The following is a 17,723-nucleotide window of genomic DNA, read 5'->3' as shown; positions in this document are numbered from 1 at the left end:
TTTTTGAATCCATATTCTTGCGTTAGGTCAATTCTTGCGCGGCATTGATCACTAAAATCCTCCCTCCACGGTGTTTTCTCATGAAAATACTGTGCGTCAAAATGTCAGGTTGGATGCCTGTCTGAAATTACCCTATGGATGAAGGGGCTTAACCAGGCGCCTATGAACATTCTCTCTTTTTTACAGCAAAGCAAAGATCGCTGGTGGGCGCTCCCCCTTCTTTTGCCTGTTATTTTTCTGCCCCTGCTGAACGTTGCGAGCACTTATACCCAGTTAAACGGCGGAAGCATCGTACTCTATTACATGCCGTTGTCGTTTCTGCTCTCCGCAATGCTGTTTTTCGGCCTCGCAGCACTGCCGGGCATCATTCTTGCGCTGTTTTTACGTTATTACGACACGGTCAGCCTCTATGAGACCGTGGCGCTCATCTGCCATTTTATCGTTCCGCTCACCCTGAGCTGGGGCGGATATCGGGTTTTTGCTCCCCGGCGAAATATGGTGGCATACGGCAATACAAAGCTGATGGCGCAACGTATTTTCTGGCAGGTTTTGTGCCCGTCGACGCTATTTTTAGTGTTGTTCCAGTTTGCCGTTTACCTCGGCGTCTATGAAACCCGACAGAGCGTGGCCGGGCTAAATCCGCTGACCATTCGCACCCTGATCAATTTTCAGGGGCTGCTGGTCGGCGGATTGACGGGAGTGCCGTTCAGCTATCTGATGATTCGCGTGTTCCGCCATCCTCGTTATCTCAAAGCGCTCGTTTCACAGATCCGAACGCAGATTGATAAGAAAGTCACTGCGGCGGAGTTTGTTCTCTGGCTTGCCGCGCTGGCAGGCCTGCTTTCACTGCTGCTGGTACCCATGAGCGACAGCAGCTCAATTTTTAGCACTAACTACACGCTGTCGCTGATGATGCCGGTGATGCTGTGGGGCTCAATGCGGTTTGGCTATAAGCTGATGTCGATCATCTGGACGCCGGTGCTGATGGTCTCAATTCACTATTTTTACCACTATATTCCGCTCGGCCAGGGCTACGACATTCACCTGGCGATCACGTCGTCGAGTTATCTGGTCTTCTCTTTTGTGGTGATTTACATGGCAATGCTGGCTACGCGCCAGCGGGTGATCACGCGCCACGCCAGACGCCTGGCTTTTCTCGATCCGGTTGTGCACATGCCGAATCTGCGGGCGTTATCGCGTGCGTTGTCTAAATCACCCTGGTCAACGCTCTGTATGCTGCGCGTACCGGAACTTGAAGTTCTGAGCCGCAACTACGGTGTGCTGCTTCGAATTCAGTACAAACAGAAGCTGGCGGAGTGGCTTAAGAGTTTCCTGCAGCCCAATGAGTGCGTTTATCAGCTGTCCGGTTGCGATCTGGCGATACGGCTGAACACCGAGTCACACGTAGCGCGTATCGAAGCGCTCGACGAACTCATTAAACAGTTTCGTTTTATCTGGGACGGGGTGCCGCTGCAACCGCAGGTGGGTATCAGCTATTGTTGTGTCCGTTCGCCAGTGACCCATCTCTATTTGCTGCTGGGCGAGCTGAGCATCATTGCGGATTTCTCGCTCTTCACCAACCATCCTGAGAACCTAAAACAGCGCGGCGCGGCTAATCTACAGCGTAGCCTGCGGGATAAAGTGGCGATGATGAACCGTCTGCAACGGGCGCTTGAGCACAACGAATTTCAGCTCATGGCGCAACGGGTGCAGGGCGTTCGCGGCGATCACTACCACGAAATCCTGTTACGCATGACCGATGAAAATGGCGTACTCATTACGCCGGATAAATTCCTGCCCGTGGCGCAGGAGTTTGGCTTGTCATCGCGCGTCGATCTCTGGGTGCTGGAAAGTACTCTGAAGTTTATGTCGGCGCATCGCGGCAGGCTACCCGGCAAGCGTTTTGCCATTAATCTCATGTCCTCAACCATCTGCCGATCGCAATTCCCCATTGAGGTTCACCGTTTGCTGGAGAAATACGGCATCGAAGCCTGGCAGCTGATCTTTGAAATTACCGAGTGCAGCGGCTTTGGCAATGCGGATCTGGCGGATCAGATGGTCAAACAGCTGCAGAAGTTAGGGTGTCTGATTGCCATCGACGATTTTGGAACGGGCTACGCCAGCTATGCCCGGTTGAAAAGCGTTGATGCCGATATCCTGAAAATTGACGGCAGTTTTATTCGTAACATCGCTGACAACAGCCTGGACTATCAGATTGTGGCGTCGATTTGCCATCTGGCGCGGATGAAGAAAATGCTGGTGGTGGCCGAATATGTGGAAAGTGAAGCGATACGCAGCGCACTGAGCGCGCTAGGGATAGATTTTCTGCAGGGATATTTAATCGGTAAACCTGAGCCGCTGGAACAGCTGCTCGATTCTCAGGCGTCACCACTGGACGCCTGAGAACACAGGGTTACGCCGCCACGTCTGGCGACTGCTCTTCTTCGATTTTAAGCAACCAGCCGGTCACACCTTCCCAGTACTGCTGCTCTTTTTCCAGATCTAAAAGCACCAGCGCATTCTGGCTAAACCAGTCGTGCGGGAAACTCAGCGTCCAGTGATGGTCGTCGGTTTTCAGGGTAAGCGTTGGCGGCGTCGTCGTCGCCTGACGCTGGTTATTCAGCAAAACGCCTAAACGCAAAAGCTGAATGAGGGGCAGGAACTGCTTTTTCTTGAACAGCGTAAAGCGCGGCAGATCGTCCAGTTTGATTGCCTTACGGTGATAGCGCACCAGCGTCGCCATCATCGTTTGTTGCTCCTGATTGAAGCCCGGCAGATCGCTGTTTTGCAGAATATAAGCTGAGTGGCGATGCATGCCGCTGTGGTTAATATTCAGGCCTACTTCGTGCAGCATCGTCGCCCATTTCAACAGGGCAGCCAGCTGCGGATGCGCCAGCTTCGGGTTCTGCTCTTCCCACTGTTCGTAAATGTGGGTGGTGGTTTCCAGAACGCGCTTCGCTTGTTCACGGTCGATATTGTACTGATTCGCCAGGCTTTGCGCGGTACGGCTGCGAATATCCTGATGACGGAAGCGACCTTCCATTTCGTAAAGCACGCCTTCACGCAACGCCCCGTCGGACAGGCGCAGCTCGCGGATCGCCAGCGCATCGAAGACACCGCACAGAATCGCCAGCCCAGGGACGAAGACCGCCTTACGTTCGTCGGACAAGCCCGGCAGGCTCAGGGAGTCAAAACTTTTGTGTTTGAGCACTTCTTCCCGGAGTTTCTCCAGCCGTTCCGGAGTGATAATCCCGTCTTTTTCACCCATCGCCAGCAGCACTTCGTGTGCCGCTTTGATGCTACCGGACGCGCCGAGGGCAACATTCCAGCCCTGAATACGATACTGCCAGGCAAGCGATTCCAGTTTCTGAACGGCCGCCATGCGCGCGCGCTGGAAATTTTCACGGGTAATGGTGCCGCCAGGGAAATACATCTGCGCAAAGCTGACACAGCCCATACGGCGGCTTTCAACCAGTTTGGGTTCGAAGTCTTCGCCGATGACCAGCTCAGTCGACCCGCCGCCGATATCGATTACCAGTTTGCGGCCTTTTTCCGGTTGGGTATGTTCCACCCCCATAAAAATCAGACGCGCTTCCTCGTTACCCGAAATGATTTCAATCGGGTAGGGGATCACTTTTTCCGCGCGTTTGAGAAACTCTGGCGCATTCAATGCCTGACGCAGCGTGTGTGTTCCGACAATACACACGCTTGATGCGGAGAACCCTTGCAGGCGTTCGGCGAACAGCGACAGGCAGGCTAAACCGCGCTCCATCGCCTCTTCGCTGAGCATGTTTTTGTCGTCAAGACCATCGGCGAGATGAACGCGCTGCTTAAGGCGCCCGATGATCTGCATGGCGCCGTCGACCTCGCGGGCGATGACCATATGAAAGCTGTTAGAACCTAAATCGACCGCAGCAAATTCCTGCGGGCGTGGGGTCTTATCATTTATCGGCATAGGTTAATCAGGTTGCTCGAGTGATTTGATATAGTCGTAAATCGCCAGCTGTGAGCGCACTTTACGGCGATTGCCGCGCTGCACGTAGCGGTTACTCAGTTCTTTATCGATATAGCGAGCCTTAACGGTGTCACTCAGTTGCAGCTCAATAATATCGAGGATCCGCTGCTTCAGACGTGGGTCCAGCAGCGGCGTCGCGACTTCAATTCGGTAATCAATATTACGCGTCATCCAGTCCGCGGAAGAGAGATACACCTGTTTGTCGCCACCATTTTCAAAAATATAGATGCGATCGTGTTCCAGATAACGGTCAACGATGCTGGTCACGCGAATATTTTCGCTGATGCCTTCCAGTTCTGGAATCAGCGAGCACATGCCGCGAATCAGTAGATTCACCGGCACACCGGTGCTGGAGGCCGCATACAGCCGATCCACCAGGCCTTTGTCGACCAGGTTATTGAGTTTGAGGGTAATGCCCGACGGCTCGCCTTTTTGCGCGGCGGCAATCTCTTTGTCGATCATCGCGTAGAGCAGGCGGCGCGAGTTCTGCGGGGAGACCAGCAGATAGTCGAAGCTCACCGGACGATACGGGTTCTCGATAAAGTTAAACACCCGGCGCACTTCGTTGGTGATGCGCGCGTCGGCGGTCAGCAACGAGTAGTCCGTATACAGTCGCGCGGTTTTCTCGTTGAAGTTACCGGTCCCGATGTGGGCGTAGCGCACCACGTCATCACCTTCTTTACGGGAGATCAGGAACAGTTTGGCGTGAATTTTCAGCCCCGGCGCCGAGAAGATAACGTGCACACCGGCTTCCGTCAGACGGCGCGCCCAGTGAATGTTTGCCTCTTCGTCGAAACGCGCCTGCAGCTCAACGACCACCGTCACTTTTTTGCCGTTGTGCGCGGCGTGAATCATCGCATCGATAATGCGCGAGTCTTTTGCCACACGGTAGATGTTGATTTTAATCGCCAGCACGTTCGGATCGAACGATGCCTGACGCAATAGTTCCAGTACGTGTTCAAAGGTGTGGTACGGATAGTAAAGCAGCACGTCGCGCTCGCGAATGGCGTCGAATCCGTTACGGAACTTATCGAACCAGAGATGGCGCAGGCGCGGCAGCGGTTTGTTGACCAGATTGGCTTTGCCGACGTTCGGGAAGCTAATAAAGTCTTTAAAGTTGTGATAGCGTCCGCCTGGTACGATGGAGTCGTAGCGGGAGATGGTCAGCTTGTCGCGCAGCATTTCCACCATGGCGTCCGGCATATCGCGCTGATAAACAAAGCGCACCGGCTCGGCCGTCAAACGTTGCTTCAGACTGGAGGACATCAGCTCCATGAGGCTGGCTTCCATCTCGTGCACCAGATCGTACTCGGCATCACGGGTCATTTTCATGGAATAGGCGTTCAGCGCATCGTAATCGAAGAAGCCTTTGAAAATGTCGTCGAGGCAGTAGCGCAGGATGTTATCCAGCAGGATCATCGGCTTGCGTCTGCGCGGGGTTTCCGGCGGCAGGTTCACAAAGCGCGGCACTTTATCCGATGGGATCTCCAGCAGCGCGTAGCGAATGGAGTCGCCGCGAATAATCTCAACCGCCAGATAGGTGTAATCATCCTTCAGGAACTGCACCAAATCCGTTTCGCGATTGATAAGAATAGGGGTGATGTGCTGGCGCAGATAATGTTTGAAGTAGTGGCGCAGCCAGGTCTGTTGGTTGGCGGAGAGCTGACGTTCGTTAATCAGGAAGATTTGGTTACGCGCCATCTCCAGCAGCAGCTCGTTATACAAGCCGTCAAATTCCTGGTCGGCTTTCAGAACACGAGCCTGGATTTTACCCAGCAGATGGCGTGAATGGGAGTTCAGGCCTTGCTCTTCGCTGATGATGATCCGCCGCTTCAGTTCGGCAAAACGGACCTTATAAAATTCATCCAGGTTATTGGAATAAATACCCAGAAAACGCATCCGCTCAATCAGCGGATTACTTTTATCAGCCGCTTCCTGAAGCACGCGTTCATTGAATGCTAACCAGCTTAGCTCTTTTTCGATGTATAACTTTTCCTGACCCATTACAACTTACACTCCGTTTCAATCACGGGACGCAGCAAATCCGTCTCGATTCTATTATGGCGAGCTTTGACACGAGATGTCCAACTGTGCCAGAAAAGTATGACAGTTAATTTTTTTTCTGGGGGATTTTAAGGGGTTGGTGCGGATGAAGATGTGTCGGGCGGCGCGGCGCGTACCCGACTGACAAAAACGTCGGCCCTGCAAGCGCAGCGCCGCCGGGAAAAACAGATTACTCGTCGGCCGCATAGCCCTGAGAGGGCAGCTTAACGCCATCCAGCCAGGCGGCGTTGTCGCGCATCTCAAGGCGTCCATCGACAAACCAGCTCACCACTAACGGGTAAATGGCGTGCTCCTGCGACTGAACGCGTTCGGTGATGTCGTCTTCATCGTCGCCGTCAAACACCGGGATTTTTGCCTGCAGAATGACCGGCCCGCCGTCCAGCTCGTCGGTGACGAAATGTACGGAAGTCCCATGCTCCTCATCGCCATTTTCCAGCACCTGACGGTGGGTATGCAGGCCTGAATATTTCGGCAGAAGAGAAGGGTGGATGTTCAGCAGACGGCCAGAGTAGTGGGAAACAAACCCCGGGCTGAGGATACGCATATAGCCGGCCAGCACCACGACATCCGGCGCGTAGGCGTCGATCTCCTGCACCAGCTCCCGGTCGAAGGCTTCTCGACTGGCAAACTGAGAGGCTTCCAGCGCGTGCGCCGGGATATGGGCATCCCGCGCACGCTCAAGGCCGAACGCATCGGCCTTGTTGCTGAATACTGCGCGAATGGTGCCATTGATCTGTTTCTGTTTGCAGGCGTCGATAATGGCCTGCAAATTACTTCCGTTACCGGAAATGAGCACCACAATATTTTTCATTCAATGACCACGCGCTGTTCGGAATCAGAAGCTTTGATGATACCGATTTTCCACGCGTTTTCACCCTTCGCCTTCATCAGCTCAATGGCGTTGTCTGCTTCGCTGGCTGGCAGAGCAATCAGCATGCCGACGCCGCAGTTGAAGGTGCGATACATTTCGTGCTGGCTGACGTTACCTGCAGTTTGCAGCCAGTTGAACACGGCGGGCCACTGCCAGGAGGACGCGTCGATCACAGCCTGAGTATTGTCGGGCAGAACGCGCGGGATGTTTTCCCAGAAGCCGCCGCCGGTCAGGTGTGCAATGGCGTGCACGTCAACGTTCTCAATCAGCTCAAGAATGTTTTTCACGTAGATGCGGGTCGGAGCCAGCAGGTGATCGGCCAGCGGTTTGCCGTCGAGTTCCGTGGTTTCTGGATCGCAGCCGCTCACTTCGAGGATCTTACGCACCAGGGAATAACCGTTGGAGTGCGGGCCGCTGGAGCCGAGTGCAATCAGCACATCGCCATCGGTCACTTTGCTGCCGTCGATAATTTCTGATTTTTCTACCACGCCGACGCAGAAGCCTGCGACGTCGTAATCTTCACCGTGATACATCCCCGGCATTTCTGCCGTTTCGCCGCCGACCAGCGCACAGCCTGACTGCAAACAGCCTTCAGCGATACCGGTAATCACGCTGGATGCGGTATCCACGTCAAGTTTTCCGGTGGCGTAATAGTCGAGGAAGAAGAGGGGTTCAGCACCCTGCACCACAAGGTCGTTCACACACATGGCCACCAGGTCGATGCCGATGGTGTCGTGGCGTTTGAGATCCATCGCCAGACGCAGTTTTGTTCCCACGCCGTCAGTGCCAGAAACCAGAACAGGCTCACGATATTTTTGCGGCAGTGCGCACAGTGCGCCAAATCCACCCAGACCACCCATCACTTCAGGGCGGCGAGTCTTTTTGACCACACCTTTGATTCGGTCAACCAGCGCATTACCTGCGTCAATATCAACACCGGCATCTTTATAGCTGAGAGAAGTTTTGTTGGTCACGGCTTAAGTCCCCACGCGATTGCATTGCATAGTAAGAAAAATCGGCGCAATTCTAACAGTCCAGGCAAACGTTTGCGAGCCTATTCTGCGGTCATGAAAAGTCGCTGAAAATTTACACATTTATACATCGGGCGGCGACAAACTTGATACCGTTCACGAAAATGAAACCGGTTTCGGTAATGTGCTTGCAACCGCCAGGAGCATTGCACATGATTTCACTGAAACCGGTTTCTGTAATTGTTTTTGCAGAAAATAACGCAGAATGAGGGAAAAGGCATGCCAGGATTCAAAGAAGGTTTTCTGTGGGGCGGCGCGGTGGCGGCGCATCAGCTGGAAGGTGGCTGGAAAGAGGGCGGTAAAGGAATCAGCGTTGCGGACGTAATGACGGTCGGCGCGCACGGTGTCCCGCGTGAAATCACCCAGGGCGTGATTCAGGGTAAAAACTATCCGAACCACGAAGCCATCGATTTCTACCATCGCTACAAAGAAGACATCAAACTTTTCGCTGAACTGGGCTTTAAATGCTTCCGCACATCGATTGCCTGGACGCGTATTTTCCCCAAAGGCGATGAGCTGGAGCCGAACGAAGCCGGTCTGAAATTCTACGACGACCTGTTCGACGAGTGCCTGAAATATGGCATTGAGCCGGTGATTACTCTTTCGCACTTCGAAATGCCTTTCCATCTGGTGACCGAATACGGTGGCTGGCGCAATCGCAAGCTGATCGACATGTTTGTGCGTTTCGCGACCGTGGTATTCAAGCGTTACCAGCACAAAGTGAAGTACTGGATGACCTTCAACGAGATCAACAACCAGGCTAACTTCCACGAAGATTTTGCGCCATTTACCAACTCCGGCCTGAAGTACGAGCCGGGCGAAGATCGCGAGCCGGTGATGTTCCAGGCTGCGCACTATGAGCTGGTGGCCAGCGCTCTGGCGGTGAAAGCCGGGCGTGAGATCAATCCGTCTCTGCAAATTGGCTGCATGATTGCCATGTGCCCAATCTATCCGCTGAGCTGTGCGCCAAACGACATCATGATGGCGATGAACGCTATGCATCGTCGCTACTGGTTCACCGACGTGCACGTGCGCGGAAAATATCCGCAGCACCTGCTCAACTACTTTGAGCGTCGCGGTTTTGAACTGGATATTACCAAAGAAGATATTGCGGCACTGAAGCAGGGCTGTGTTGATTACATCGGTTTCAGCTATTACATGTCCTTCGCCACCAAAGCAACGCCGGACAACCCGCAGCTGGATTATGACGAAAGTAAAAGCCTGGTCTCCAACCCGTACGTTCAAAAATCCGACTGGGGCTGGCAGATTGACCCGGTGGGCCTGCGCTACTCCCTGAACTGGTTCTGGGATCACTATCAACTGCCACTGTTTATCGTCGAGAACGGCTTTGGCGCCATCGACGTGCAGGAGAGCGACGGCACGGTGAACGACCAGTACCGCATCGATTATCTCGATGCGCACATCCGTGAGATGAAAAAAGCGGTCGTTGAAGATGGCGTGGATCTGATGGGTTACACCCCGTGGGGCTGTATCGATCTGGTGTCGGCGGGCACGGGCGAAATGAAAAAACGCTACGGGTTTATCTTTGTCGATAAAGATAACGAAGGTAATGGCACCCTGAACCGCAGCAAGAAAAAATCATTCGACTGGTATCAGAAGGTTATCGCTACTAACGGCGCAGACCTGTAAGCGCAGTACCGCACGGTAACTATCCCCCGAAAAAGCCGGAGTCCCCTCCGGCTTTTTTTTCCTGTTTTATACTCTCTAACGCTCCCTAATCCACTTTGATTGATCAACGTCAAGCAAGATGGGTATGGCGAACCTGGAAAAAAGCGGTATAATCCGGCGATTTTTTTTGCGGTAGCCACCTCAGAGGAGAATGAGAATGAAGATTGTGGAAGTGAAACACCCACTCGTTAAACACAAGCTGGGCCTGATGCGTGAGCATGACATCAGCACGAAGCGTTTTCGCGAACTGGCCTCTGAAGTTGGAAGCTTACTGACTTACGAAGCAACGTCTGACCTGGAAACTGAAAAAGTGACCATCGAAGGCTGGAACGGCCCGGTCCAGGTTGAGCAGATCAAAGGCAAAAAAATTACCGTGGTGCCAATCCTGCGCGCAGGTCTGGGCATGATGGAAGGCGTGCTGGAGCACGTACCGAGCGCGCGCATCAGCGTTGTCGGTATCTACCGTAATGAAGAGACTCTCGAGCCGGTTCCGTATTTCCAGAAGCTGGTTTCCAATATCGACGAGCGTATGGCGCTGGTCGTTGACCCGATGCTCGCCACCGGCGGCTCGATGATCGCCACTATCGACCTGCTGAAAAACGCCGGCTGCAACAGCATTAAAGTGCTGGTGCTGGTTGCGGCACCAGAAGGTATCGCGGCGCTGGAAAAAGCGCATCCGGACGTAGAGCTGTATACCGCATCCATCGACCAGGGGCTGAACGAGCACGGGTACATCATCCCGGGGCTGGGCGATGCCGGCGATAAGATTTTTGGTACGAAATAATCGAATAACGAAAAAGAAGCCGACTTTGATAGTCGGCTTTTTTTTGAATAAAACACAAACAACTCACAATACTTAGAGGAAAACACTATGACGCGCCGTACTATCGGGGTGAGTGAAAGACCGCCGCTTTTGCAGACGATCCCGCTTAGTTTGCAGCATCTGTTTGCCATGTTTGGTGCGACCGTGCTGGTGCCAATCCTGTTTCACATTAACCCGGCTACCGTGCTGCTGTTCAACGGTGTCGGCACGCTGCTTTACCTTTTCATCTGTAAAGGCAAAATCCCGGCGTATCTGGGTTCCAGCTTTGCGTTTATCTCCCCGGTCCTGTTGCTGCTGCCATTAGGCTACGAAGTGGCGCTGGGCGGCTTTATCATGTGCGGTGCGCTGTTCTGCCTGGTGGCCTTCATTGTGAAGAAAGCCGGGACAGGCTGGCTGGATGTGATGTTCCCGCCTGCGGCGATGGGCGCAATCGTTGCCGTCATCGGTCTGGAGCTGGCGGGCGTGGCGGCCAATATGGCCGGGCTGCTGCCTGCGGACGGACAATCGCCTGAGTCTAAAACCATTATTATTTCGCTGGTGACCTTGGGCGTGACGGTGTTCGGCTCGGTGCTGTTCCGTGGTTTCCTGGCGATTATCCCGATTCTGATCGGGGTGCTGGCGGGCTATGCGCTCTCCTTTGCGATGGGAGTAGTGGACACCACTCCGATTGCCCAGGCGCATTGGTTTGCACTGCCAACCTTCTACACGCCGCGCTTTGAGTGGTTTGCGATCTTCACCATTTTGCCAGCGGCGCTGGTGGTGATTGCCGAACACGTTGGTCACCTGGTGGTGACGGCGAATATCGTCAAAAAAGATCTGATCCGCGACCCCGGTCTGCACCGTTCGATGTTTGCTAACGGCCTGTCGACCATGATTTCCGGCTTCTTCGGCTCCACGCCAAACACCACTTACGGCGAGAACATCGGCGTAATGGCGATCACACGCGTCTACAGCACCTGGGTGATCGGCGGGGCGGCGATCTTTGCGATTCTGCTCTCCTGCGTCGGAAAACTGGCGGCGGCGATCCAGATTATCCCGGTCCCGGTCATCGGCGGTGTCTCACTGCTGCTCTACGGCGTGATCGGCGCATCCGGTATTCGCGTGCTGATTGAATCCAAAGTGGATTACAACAAAACGCAGAACCTGATCCTGACCTCGGTGATCCTGATTATCGGCGTGAGCGGCGCGAAAGTGCACATCGGTGCCGCTGAGCTGAAAGGCATGGCGCTGGCCACCATCGTCGGCGTAGGCCTGAGCCTGATCTTCAAACTGATCTCTGTGCTGCGCCCGGAAGAAGAAGTTCTCGACGTCGCTGACAGCGAAAAAGCGTCTCATTGATCGTTAAACCGGGCGGGCGATCCGCCCGGTTCTCTCATTGCAGGTTCCGTGATAAACTCCCTCCCGATTTTATGTGAGACCTTGATCGAGGTATTTCTGAACGGACCGGCACAGCTCTCTCTGCCACTTTATCTTCCTGACGACGAAACTTTCGCGAGTTTCTGGCCGGGCGATAACCCCTCTTTACTGGCTGCACTGCAAAACGTGTTGCGCCAGGAGCACAGCGGATACATTTATATCTGGTCACGCGAAGGCGCGGGACGCAGCCATCTGCTGCACGCCGCCTGTGCGGAGCTTTCCCAGCGCGGTGACGCGGTAGGCTACGTGCCGCTGGATAAACGCACCTGGTTTGTCCCGGAAGTGCTCGACGGTATGGAACATCTTTCACTGGTTTGCATCGACAATATTGAATGCATTGCCGGAGATGAGCCGTGGGAAATGGCGATGTTTAATCTCTACAACCGCATTCTGGAATCGGGGAAAACCCGGTTGCTGATCACCGGCGATCGTCCTCCTCGCCAGCTGAATCTGGGATTGCCGGATCTGGCGTCTCGTCTCGACTGGGGACAAATCTACAAGCTGCAACCCTTGTCTGATGAAGACAAACTTCAGGCGCTACAGTTACGCTCGCGGCTACGTGGGTTTGAGCTGCCGGAAGACGTGGGGCGTTTCCTGCTAAAGCGGCTGGATCGGGAAATGCGCACTCTGTTTGATACGCTGGATCAGCTCGATCACGCCTCCATAACGGCCCAGCGCAAACTGACCATTCCGTTTGTGAAAGAGACGCTGAAACTCTAATTCGCCACCAGGCCTGCTGGCCCGGCGGCGCGTCGCCTGTACGGGCTTACAGTTCTATCTCTGCTAATAAATGCTCCACCAATAACGGAATCGGTCTTCCCGACGCCACGCTTCTTCCGCCTTCACGCCATAACGCCGTTCCGCTGATATCCAGATGCGCCCACGGAATCGTTGGCGGGCAAAAATGGTGTAATAACCATGCGGCTGACGCACTGATCGCCGCGTTATTAGTCGGCGTATTGCACAGATCGGCAATCGTGCTTTCGGTCTGTTTTTTCAGCCGCGCATCCAGCGGCAGAGACCACACCTCATCGCCGCTGCTGATCCCGGCGCGGGTCAGCTGCTCCCGCAGCGTTTCGTTTTGCGTCATCAATCCGCTCAGCTCATACCCCAGCGCTTTCACAACCGCACCCGTCAGCGTCGCCATATCGATAATGTAGTGCGCCTGCGGATGGCGCTGACTTGCCCAGGCGATAGCGTCGGCCAGTACCAGTCGTCCTTCGGCGTCGGTATTATTGATCTCCACCGTCAGGCCGTTACAGGCCCGCGCTACCGTCCCCGGCTGCATTGCGTCCGGGCCGATGGCGTTTTCCGCCAGCGCCAGCACGCCCATGATCCGCACGGGCAGGTTCAGCTCCGCCACCGTCAGCATCAGGCCCAGCACGTTGGCCGCGCCGCACATGTCGTACTTCATGGTGTACATGCCCGCGCCTTCCTTCAGCCACAGACCGCCCGTGTCAAAGGTAATGCCTTTGCCCACATAGCAGCGAACCGGACCGTCGCTGATGCCGTCGTAATGAATCGCCAGCAGGCGTGGCGGGCAGGTGGCGCCTTTTCCTACGGCATGGAGCAGCCCAAGACCTTGCCCGACGATCTGTTGTTCATCAAGCACCTCGCAGCGCAGGGCAGGGAAGGCGGCACACAGGGTCTGCGCCTCGTCGACCACGTACTGTGGCGTGCAGCGGTCGGATGGCGTGTCTGCCAGACGCCGTGCAGCCATCATCCCGTTGGCAACCGCCTGCTGTTGTTCGATGATGCTGGCTAACCGCTCTCGTTGCTCGGGCAGGCACAGGGCGGCAATGTGGCGAATCCGCACGGCGGAACCGTCCGTTTTCTTGAGCTGCAAATCGCTGAGGTTATGCGCCTGATTGAACAGGAAACGCAGCAACTGGCCCAGAACGGTGTCGTGAATATCGCAGAGATCAATCACCAGGCTTTCGCTGACGGGCGCGGCAAAAAGCGGGCGTAGCGCAGCCACTAAACCGTCGGTCAGGGAATCCTGCCACAGCGCTTCTGGCAGCAGAGTGATACGGGCAAAAGGGGCACAGCCGAAGCGTGTGTCTGCTACGCCTGTCTGTGCACGCATCTCATTGATCAGCGCCGTCTCCGGCAGCTGCGCACAGGCGTGGCGCGCCAGAAGATGGCTGTGTGGGCGGGCTTCGGCAAGGGAGGTAATCAGCTGGCAGGTAATCATGGTTGTTCCTCAATCGGCGCGCGAATGCGGGTGGCATAGGCCTGCATCCAGTCGTCATCCACGGCCTGATAGTGGGTTTTCTCACGCAGGCGTTCGGTGCGAAAAACGGTCAGGGGCTGCCGGGCGGTGGCGACCACAAAGGAGAAGGTTTTGATGTTGGTCGCCGCGCCAAATTCGCCTCGGTTATTCATACACACCACGGAAAGATCGCCCACGCGGCCAAAGCGTGACATTAGCTTGTCTTCGAGTTCAAAGACGACGGAATCTGCCGCCTGCTGGGGCGTCATGCCCTGCGCCATGCGGCGCACGATTTCGTAGCTGGTGCAGCCTTTCATCAGATCCTCGCCCACGCCCGTGGCGGTGGCGGCCCCCGTTTCGCTGTCGCAATAAAAACCGGAACCGATAATCGGCGAATCCCCGATGCGCCCGCGTTTTTTCATAAACAGGCCGCTGGTGGAGGTCGCGACACTCATGGAGCCTTGCTTATCCAGCCCGATAATGCCGACAGTATCGTGACCGTCGTACGGGCTGAGCCCCTTATCCAGCGTTTCACGACAGCGCTTGCGATAGTGCTGCATTGCCCGGTCGGTGAGCATGGTTTTGTCAGTAAAGCCCTGGCTTAACGCCCACTCGCGCGCTCCCTGGCCGACCAGCAGGCTGTTATAGCGCTGACGGCTCAAGGCCTGAGCCACCCGCACCGGGTTGGCAATATCCACCAGATTACCCACTGCGCCAAAGGCCAGCGTGTCGCCGTCCATATAGGCGGCGTCGAGTTCCACTTCGCCATTCTCCGTGGGCAGCCCGCCGTAGCCGACGGACTTGTAATACGGAAAGTCTTCAACGGCGGCAACGGCATCCACGACTGCCGATGCGACAGGCTTCCCCGCAGCCAGCGCAGACGCAGACTCCGTCACACCTTCCAGCGCCATTCGCCAGGTTGCGATAATTCCCCACATGGTTTACTCCTGTTTTGCCAGCGTGGTTTCGGTTGGCGTCGCGGTAGCGATTTCCGCAGCGCGGTACTGTTTGTCCAGAATGCGCATAAACGGCAGATAGAGCATCGCGCCGATCAGCAGGTTGAGCAGCTGCATCACGCTGCCGCTGAGATGCCCGGTGACGATAAAGCCGCTGATGACCGGCGGCAACGTCCAGGGAATAAACACCCCGGTGGTCACGGCGACCGCGCCGATTTTCATGGCCGCGTACTGCACGGTGACTAACACCAGCGGCACCAGGTTGAAGGGAATCAGCATGATCGGGTTCATGATCACCGGCAGTCCGAACAGAATCGGTTCGTTGATGTTGAACACCGATGCGCCCGCGCCGAGCCGCGCCACTTCCCGCATATTTTTACTGCGGGCAAAAATCAGCATCGCGATGACCAGCGACAGCGTGGCACCCGCGCCGCCCATCCAGATCATGTCGAAAAACTGCTCGGTAATAATGTGCGGCGGCGTCACGCCCGCCTGAATTGCGGCGATATTGTCGGTCTGATTCTCCATCCACAGCGGACGGATAATGCCGTTAATCATCGAACCGGAGTTAATGCCCACTGACCACAAAATGGTGATACTGAACACCGTCATCAGCGCGCCGAAATAGGAGGTGCCGTAGTGACGCACCGGCGTTGCGACCACGTCATAGATGAACTGATGGATGGTCTGATAGTGCGTGTTTTCAAACGCAATGCGGATTATCAGCACCAGAATCATCACCACCAGGGCGGGGATCAGCGCGGCGAACGACTCCTGCACTGCAGGCGGAACGCCCTCCGGCATTTTAATCACCAGATTTTTACGCTTCAGCCAGCAGAACAGCTCCGTCCATAACAGCGAGCCAATCATCGCCACGAACAGCCCTTTACTGCCAATCCACTCCACCGGTATCACGGTAATTCCGCCGTTTTCCGCTACTTTGATAAACGGCGTGAGGATCAGGAAACTGACCAGCGCCAGGATCCCACACGAGATGCGGTCTTCGTCGTAGTGCTCCGCCAGACGGAAGGCGACCAGGAAGCTGATAAACAGAGACATCGTCGAGAAAACAGCGTTAAACGGGATCTCGATAATAGCGCTCCAGCTTTCGCCAAAGGCCGACGACATAAACTGCTGATAGGTTTGATTCGGGAACGAGGAGATAACCAGCAGGATCGAGCCGACGATAATAAACGGCATGAATGAAACGTATGCACCACGAATGGCACCCAGATGACGCTGCTGAGCCGTTTTGGCTGCCAGCGGCATCAGTTTTGCTTCCATAAATCCCAGAACATTGTTCATTGTGAACTCCGTACAAGATCGCGTGACGTTGTTTATGTTATGTCTGAGGATTATCAGTGAAGCGTTGCGACCGAAAGGTGAATCAGGTCACAATGTAATCGCTTTATTAACATAAATCTCACAAGATTGGTTGTAAGAAATTTGACTGAGGCCTCGCGATGGAAATCAAACTGCACGCCAATGCCACCACGACACCGCGCACCCGTCGCTATCTTCAGCAGTCGGATAAGAGCGACAGGGAGCTGGCCCTGGAGCTGGGAATTTCAGTCACCACCGTCCGGCGCTGGCGCAAGCGTGAGCAGATATCCGACAACCACACGACGCCAAAGGTGATACACAAAGCAATGAGACAAGAGCAAGTTTCATTGATTAACGCCCTGCGTGACGCCACCGGTGCGCCGCTGGACGAACTGTTGCTGCTGGTGAATGAAGGGCTGGGGATTAGCGTTTCGCGAGCGACGCTGAACCGCTATCTGAAACCTGCTGCATCCTCACGTCAGGGCGCGCCACTGCAGGGCAAAAAAGCGCTGAAAGCCGGTCACCTACCGCAGCGGCTTGAACTGCACCATCTGCCGCTCTCATTGCATATGGACGACGGCGGGGAACAGCATCTGCTGTGGGCGCGGGAGCCGGTCAGCGGCTGGTGTTTTGCCAGGCTTTATGCGGGGATTTCACCGCAGCTGGTGGCAAACTGGGCAAGAGAGCTGCTGGAAGCCTGTCCGGCTGATATTCAATCTGTTGAGACTTTTGGCTTCGCCACATCGTTGAGCCTGGAGGGGATAGTGATAAAACACAGCCCGGCACAGCACAGCGCCGTACAGGTGGCGATCCCGCTGGGTGAAATCATTCCCCGGGTGAATGAGGAACCGGCAGGAGAGTTATTGATGCGAATCTGTGAATTCTATAATCAGGGCAAAGCGCAGAAGAAACTGGGGGACAGTACGCCGCAGGCCTTTCTTGAAGCGCTGCGGCGCACCCTTTAGTTGAGGATTTCGAGCACATCTTCCGGTGGGCGGCCAATGCGCGCTTCACCGTTAGCGACCACAATCGGGCGCTCAATCAGCTTTGGATTTTCAACCATCGCCTGAATCAGCGCATCTTCCGTGAGGTGGCTATCGTCCAGGTTTAAGGATTTATAGAGATCTTCTTTCCGGCGCATCAGCTCACGTGCGCTCGCCATGCCCAGCATGCTCAGAAGCTGGCGAAGAGTGGCGGCGTCCGGCGGCGTCTCCAGATAGAGCACCACGTCGGGATCAATGCCGTTCGCTTTCAGCAGGCTCAGGGTGTCGCGACTCTTGGAGCAGCGAGGGTTGTGATAAATTTTAACCTTGTCTGACATGA

At 55.2% G+C, this 17,723-nt stretch carries 14 protein-coding genes; 6 read left to right on the top strand and 8 right to left on the bottom strand.

The features are described from left to right. The first annotated feature begins 162 nt into the window (after positions 1 to 162). The gene (locus C0560_RS14875) at positions 163 to 2,403 is read left to right on the top strand and encodes an EAL domain-containing protein (RefSeq protein ID WP_248858890.1); all 2,241 of its coding nucleotides are present in this window, start codon (positions 163 to 165) and stop codon (positions 2,401 to 2,403) included. Between the two features lie 10 nt (positions 2,404 to 2,413). Here C0560_RS14875 and ppx read toward each other — a convergent pair whose 3' ends face one another. The 4 genes from ppx to purM all read right to left on the bottom strand — a co-directional run bounded on the left by ppx (position 2,414) and on the right by purM (position 7,924). Further along, positions 2,414 to 3,955 (bottom strand): exopolyphosphatase, encoded by a 1,542-nt coding sequence (gene ppx / locus C0560_RS14870; protein WP_248858888.1) that lies wholly within the window; start codon positions 3,953 to 3,955, stop codon positions 2,414 to 2,416. Between the two features lie 3 nt (positions 3,956 to 3,958). Beyond that, the gene (gene ppk1, locus C0560_RS14865; protein ID WP_100779335.1) at positions 3,959 to 6,019 is read right to left on the bottom strand and encodes a polyphosphate kinase 1; all 2,061 of its coding nucleotides are present in this window, start codon (positions 6,017 to 6,019) and stop codon (positions 3,959 to 3,961) included. A 229-nt stretch (positions 6,020 to 6,248) separates the two neighbouring features. Then, positions 6,249 to 6,890: a phosphoribosylglycinamide formyltransferase gene (purN, locus tag C0560_RS14860; RefSeq protein ID WP_248858886.1), complete on the bottom strand. Its 642-nt coding sequence runs from the start codon at positions 6,888 to 6,890 to the stop codon at positions 6,249 to 6,251. Then, positions 6,887 to 7,924, bottom strand: coding sequence for a phosphoribosylformylglycinamidine cyclo-ligase (purM, locus tag C0560_RS14855; RefSeq protein ID WP_102104968.1), 1,038 nt, complete (start codon positions 7,922 to 7,924; stop codon positions 6,887 to 6,889). Before purM ends, purN begins: the two co-directional genes overlap by 4 nt. Before the next feature lie 276 nt (positions 7,925 to 8,200). Here purM and C0560_RS14850 point away from each other — a divergent pair, with 276 nt between their 5' ends. The 4 genes from C0560_RS14850 (at position 8,201) to C0560_RS14835 (ending at position 12,629) form a co-directional block, all read left to right on the top strand. Then, the gene (locus C0560_RS14850) at positions 8,201 to 9,631 is read left to right on the top strand and encodes a 6-phospho-beta-glucosidase (RefSeq protein WP_248858884.1); all 1,431 of its coding nucleotides are present in this window, start codon (positions 8,201 to 8,203) and stop codon (positions 9,629 to 9,631) included. Between the two features lie 196 nt (positions 9,632 to 9,827). Continuing rightward, positions 9,828 to 10,454: a uracil phosphoribosyltransferase gene (gene upp / locus C0560_RS14845; protein WP_023308769.1), complete on the top strand. Its 627-nt coding sequence runs from the start codon at positions 9,828 to 9,830 to the stop codon at positions 10,452 to 10,454. Positions 10,455 to 10,541: 87 nt separating this feature from the next. After that, complete coding sequence (gene uraA / locus C0560_RS14840) at positions 10,542 to 11,831, top strand: uracil permease (RefSeq protein ID WP_248858881.1); 1,290 nt, start codon at positions 10,542 to 10,544, stop codon at positions 11,829 to 11,831. A 96-nt stretch (positions 11,832 to 11,927) separates the two neighbouring features. Continuing rightward, on the top strand, positions 11,928 to 12,629 hold the full coding sequence (locus C0560_RS14835) for a DnaA inactivator Hda (RefSeq protein ID WP_213015986.1): 702 nt from the start codon (positions 11,928 to 11,930) through the stop codon (positions 12,627 to 12,629). A gap of 46 nt (positions 12,630 to 12,675) precedes the next feature. Here the strand turns inward: C0560_RS14835 and C0560_RS14830 are convergent, their stop codons facing one another. The 3 genes from C0560_RS14830 to celB are packed head-to-tail and all read right to left on the bottom strand — an operon-like array spanning position 12,676 to position 16,382. After that, the gene (locus tag C0560_RS14830) at positions 12,676 to 14,103 is read right to left on the bottom strand and encodes a M17 family metallopeptidase (protein ID WP_248858878.1); all 1,428 of its coding nucleotides are present in this window, start codon (positions 14,101 to 14,103) and stop codon (positions 12,676 to 12,678) included. Next, on the bottom strand, positions 14,100 to 15,059 hold the full coding sequence (locus tag C0560_RS14825; protein ID WP_194513942.1) for a N(4)-(beta-N-acetylglucosaminyl)-L-asparaginase: 960 nt from the start codon (positions 15,057 to 15,059) through the stop codon (positions 14,100 to 14,102). The genes C0560_RS14830 and C0560_RS14825 overlap by 4 nt, the downstream gene beginning before the upstream one ends. Before the next feature lie 3 nt (positions 15,060 to 15,062). Next, complete coding sequence (celB, locus tag C0560_RS14820) at positions 15,063 to 16,382, bottom strand: PTS cellobiose transporter subunit IIC (protein WP_248858875.1); 1,320 nt, start codon at positions 16,380 to 16,382, stop codon at positions 15,063 to 15,065. 158 nt (positions 16,383 to 16,540) lie between these two features. Here celB and C0560_RS14815 point away from each other — a divergent pair, with 158 nt between their 5' ends. Beyond that, entirely contained in the window at positions 16,541 to 17,365 is an 825-nt protein-coding gene (locus tag C0560_RS14815; RefSeq protein ID WP_181826645.1) for an XRE family transcriptional regulator, read from the top strand. On the opposite strand, the gene arsC is transcribed toward C0560_RS14815, so the two are convergent. Beyond that, positions 17,362 to 17,721 carry an arsenate reductase (glutaredoxin) gene (gene arsC, locus C0560_RS14810; protein ID WP_107703142.1) on the bottom strand — a complete coding sequence of 120 codons (360 nt, stop codon included), beginning with the start codon at positions 17,719 to 17,721 and terminating at the stop codon, positions 17,362 to 17,364. The genes C0560_RS14815 and arsC overlap by 4 nt on opposite strands. Positions 17,722 to 17,723 lie beyond the last annotated feature (2 nt).

It is taken from the genome of Lelliottia sp. AC1 (assembly GCF_023278595.1).
In the GTDB taxonomy this organism is placed as follows: Bacteria; Pseudomonadota; Gammaproteobacteria; order Enterobacterales; family Enterobacteriaceae; genus Enterobacter; species Enterobacter nimipressuralis.
The sequence above is the reverse complement of the archived record's forward strand: the minus strand, read 5'-3'. Positions and strand labels throughout refer to the sequence as shown.

Coding starts and splice junctions, on each gene's coding strand:
- celB (WP_248858875.1), bottom strand. CDS start 16,382: ATGAACAATGTTCTGGGATTTATGGAAGCAAAACTGATGCCGCTGGCA.
- C0560_RS14815 (WP_181826645.1), top strand. CDS start 16,541: ATGGAAATCAAACTGCACGCCAATGCCACCACGACACCGCGCACCCGT.
- C0560_RS14850 (WP_248858884.1), top strand. CDS start 8,201: ATGCCAGGATTCAAAGAAGGTTTTCTGTGGGGCGGCGCGGTGGCGGCG.
- arsC (WP_107703142.1), bottom strand. CDS start 17,721: ATGTCAGACAAGGTTAAAATTTATCACAACCCTCGCTGCTCCAAGAGT.
- C0560_RS14875 (WP_248858890.1), top strand. CDS start 163: ATGAACATTCTCTCTTTTTTACAGCAAAGCAAAGATCGCTGGTGGGCG.
- C0560_RS14825 (WP_194513942.1), bottom strand. CDS start 15,059: ATGTGGGGAATTATCGCAACCTGGCGAATGGCGCTGGAAGGTGTGACG.
- uraA (WP_248858881.1), top strand. CDS start 10,542: ATGACGCGCCGTACTATCGGGGTGAGTGAAAGACCGCCGCTTTTGCAG.
- upp (WP_023308769.1), top strand. CDS start 9,828: ATGAAGATTGTGGAAGTGAAACACCCACTCGTTAAACACAAGCTGGGC.
- ppk1 (WP_100779335.1), bottom strand. CDS start 6,019: ATGGGTCAGGAAAAGTTATACATCGAAAAAGAGCTAAGCTGGTTAGCA.
- ppx (WP_248858888.1), bottom strand. CDS start 3,955: ATGCCGATAAATGATAAGACCCCACGCCCGCAGGAATTTGCTGCGGTC.
- C0560_RS14830 (WP_248858878.1), bottom strand. CDS start 14,103: ATGATTACCTGCCAGCTGATTACCTCCCTTGCCGAAGCCCGCCCACAC.
- purN (WP_248858886.1), bottom strand. CDS start 6,890: ATGAAAAATATTGTGGTGCTCATTTCCGGTAACGGAAGTAATTTGCAG.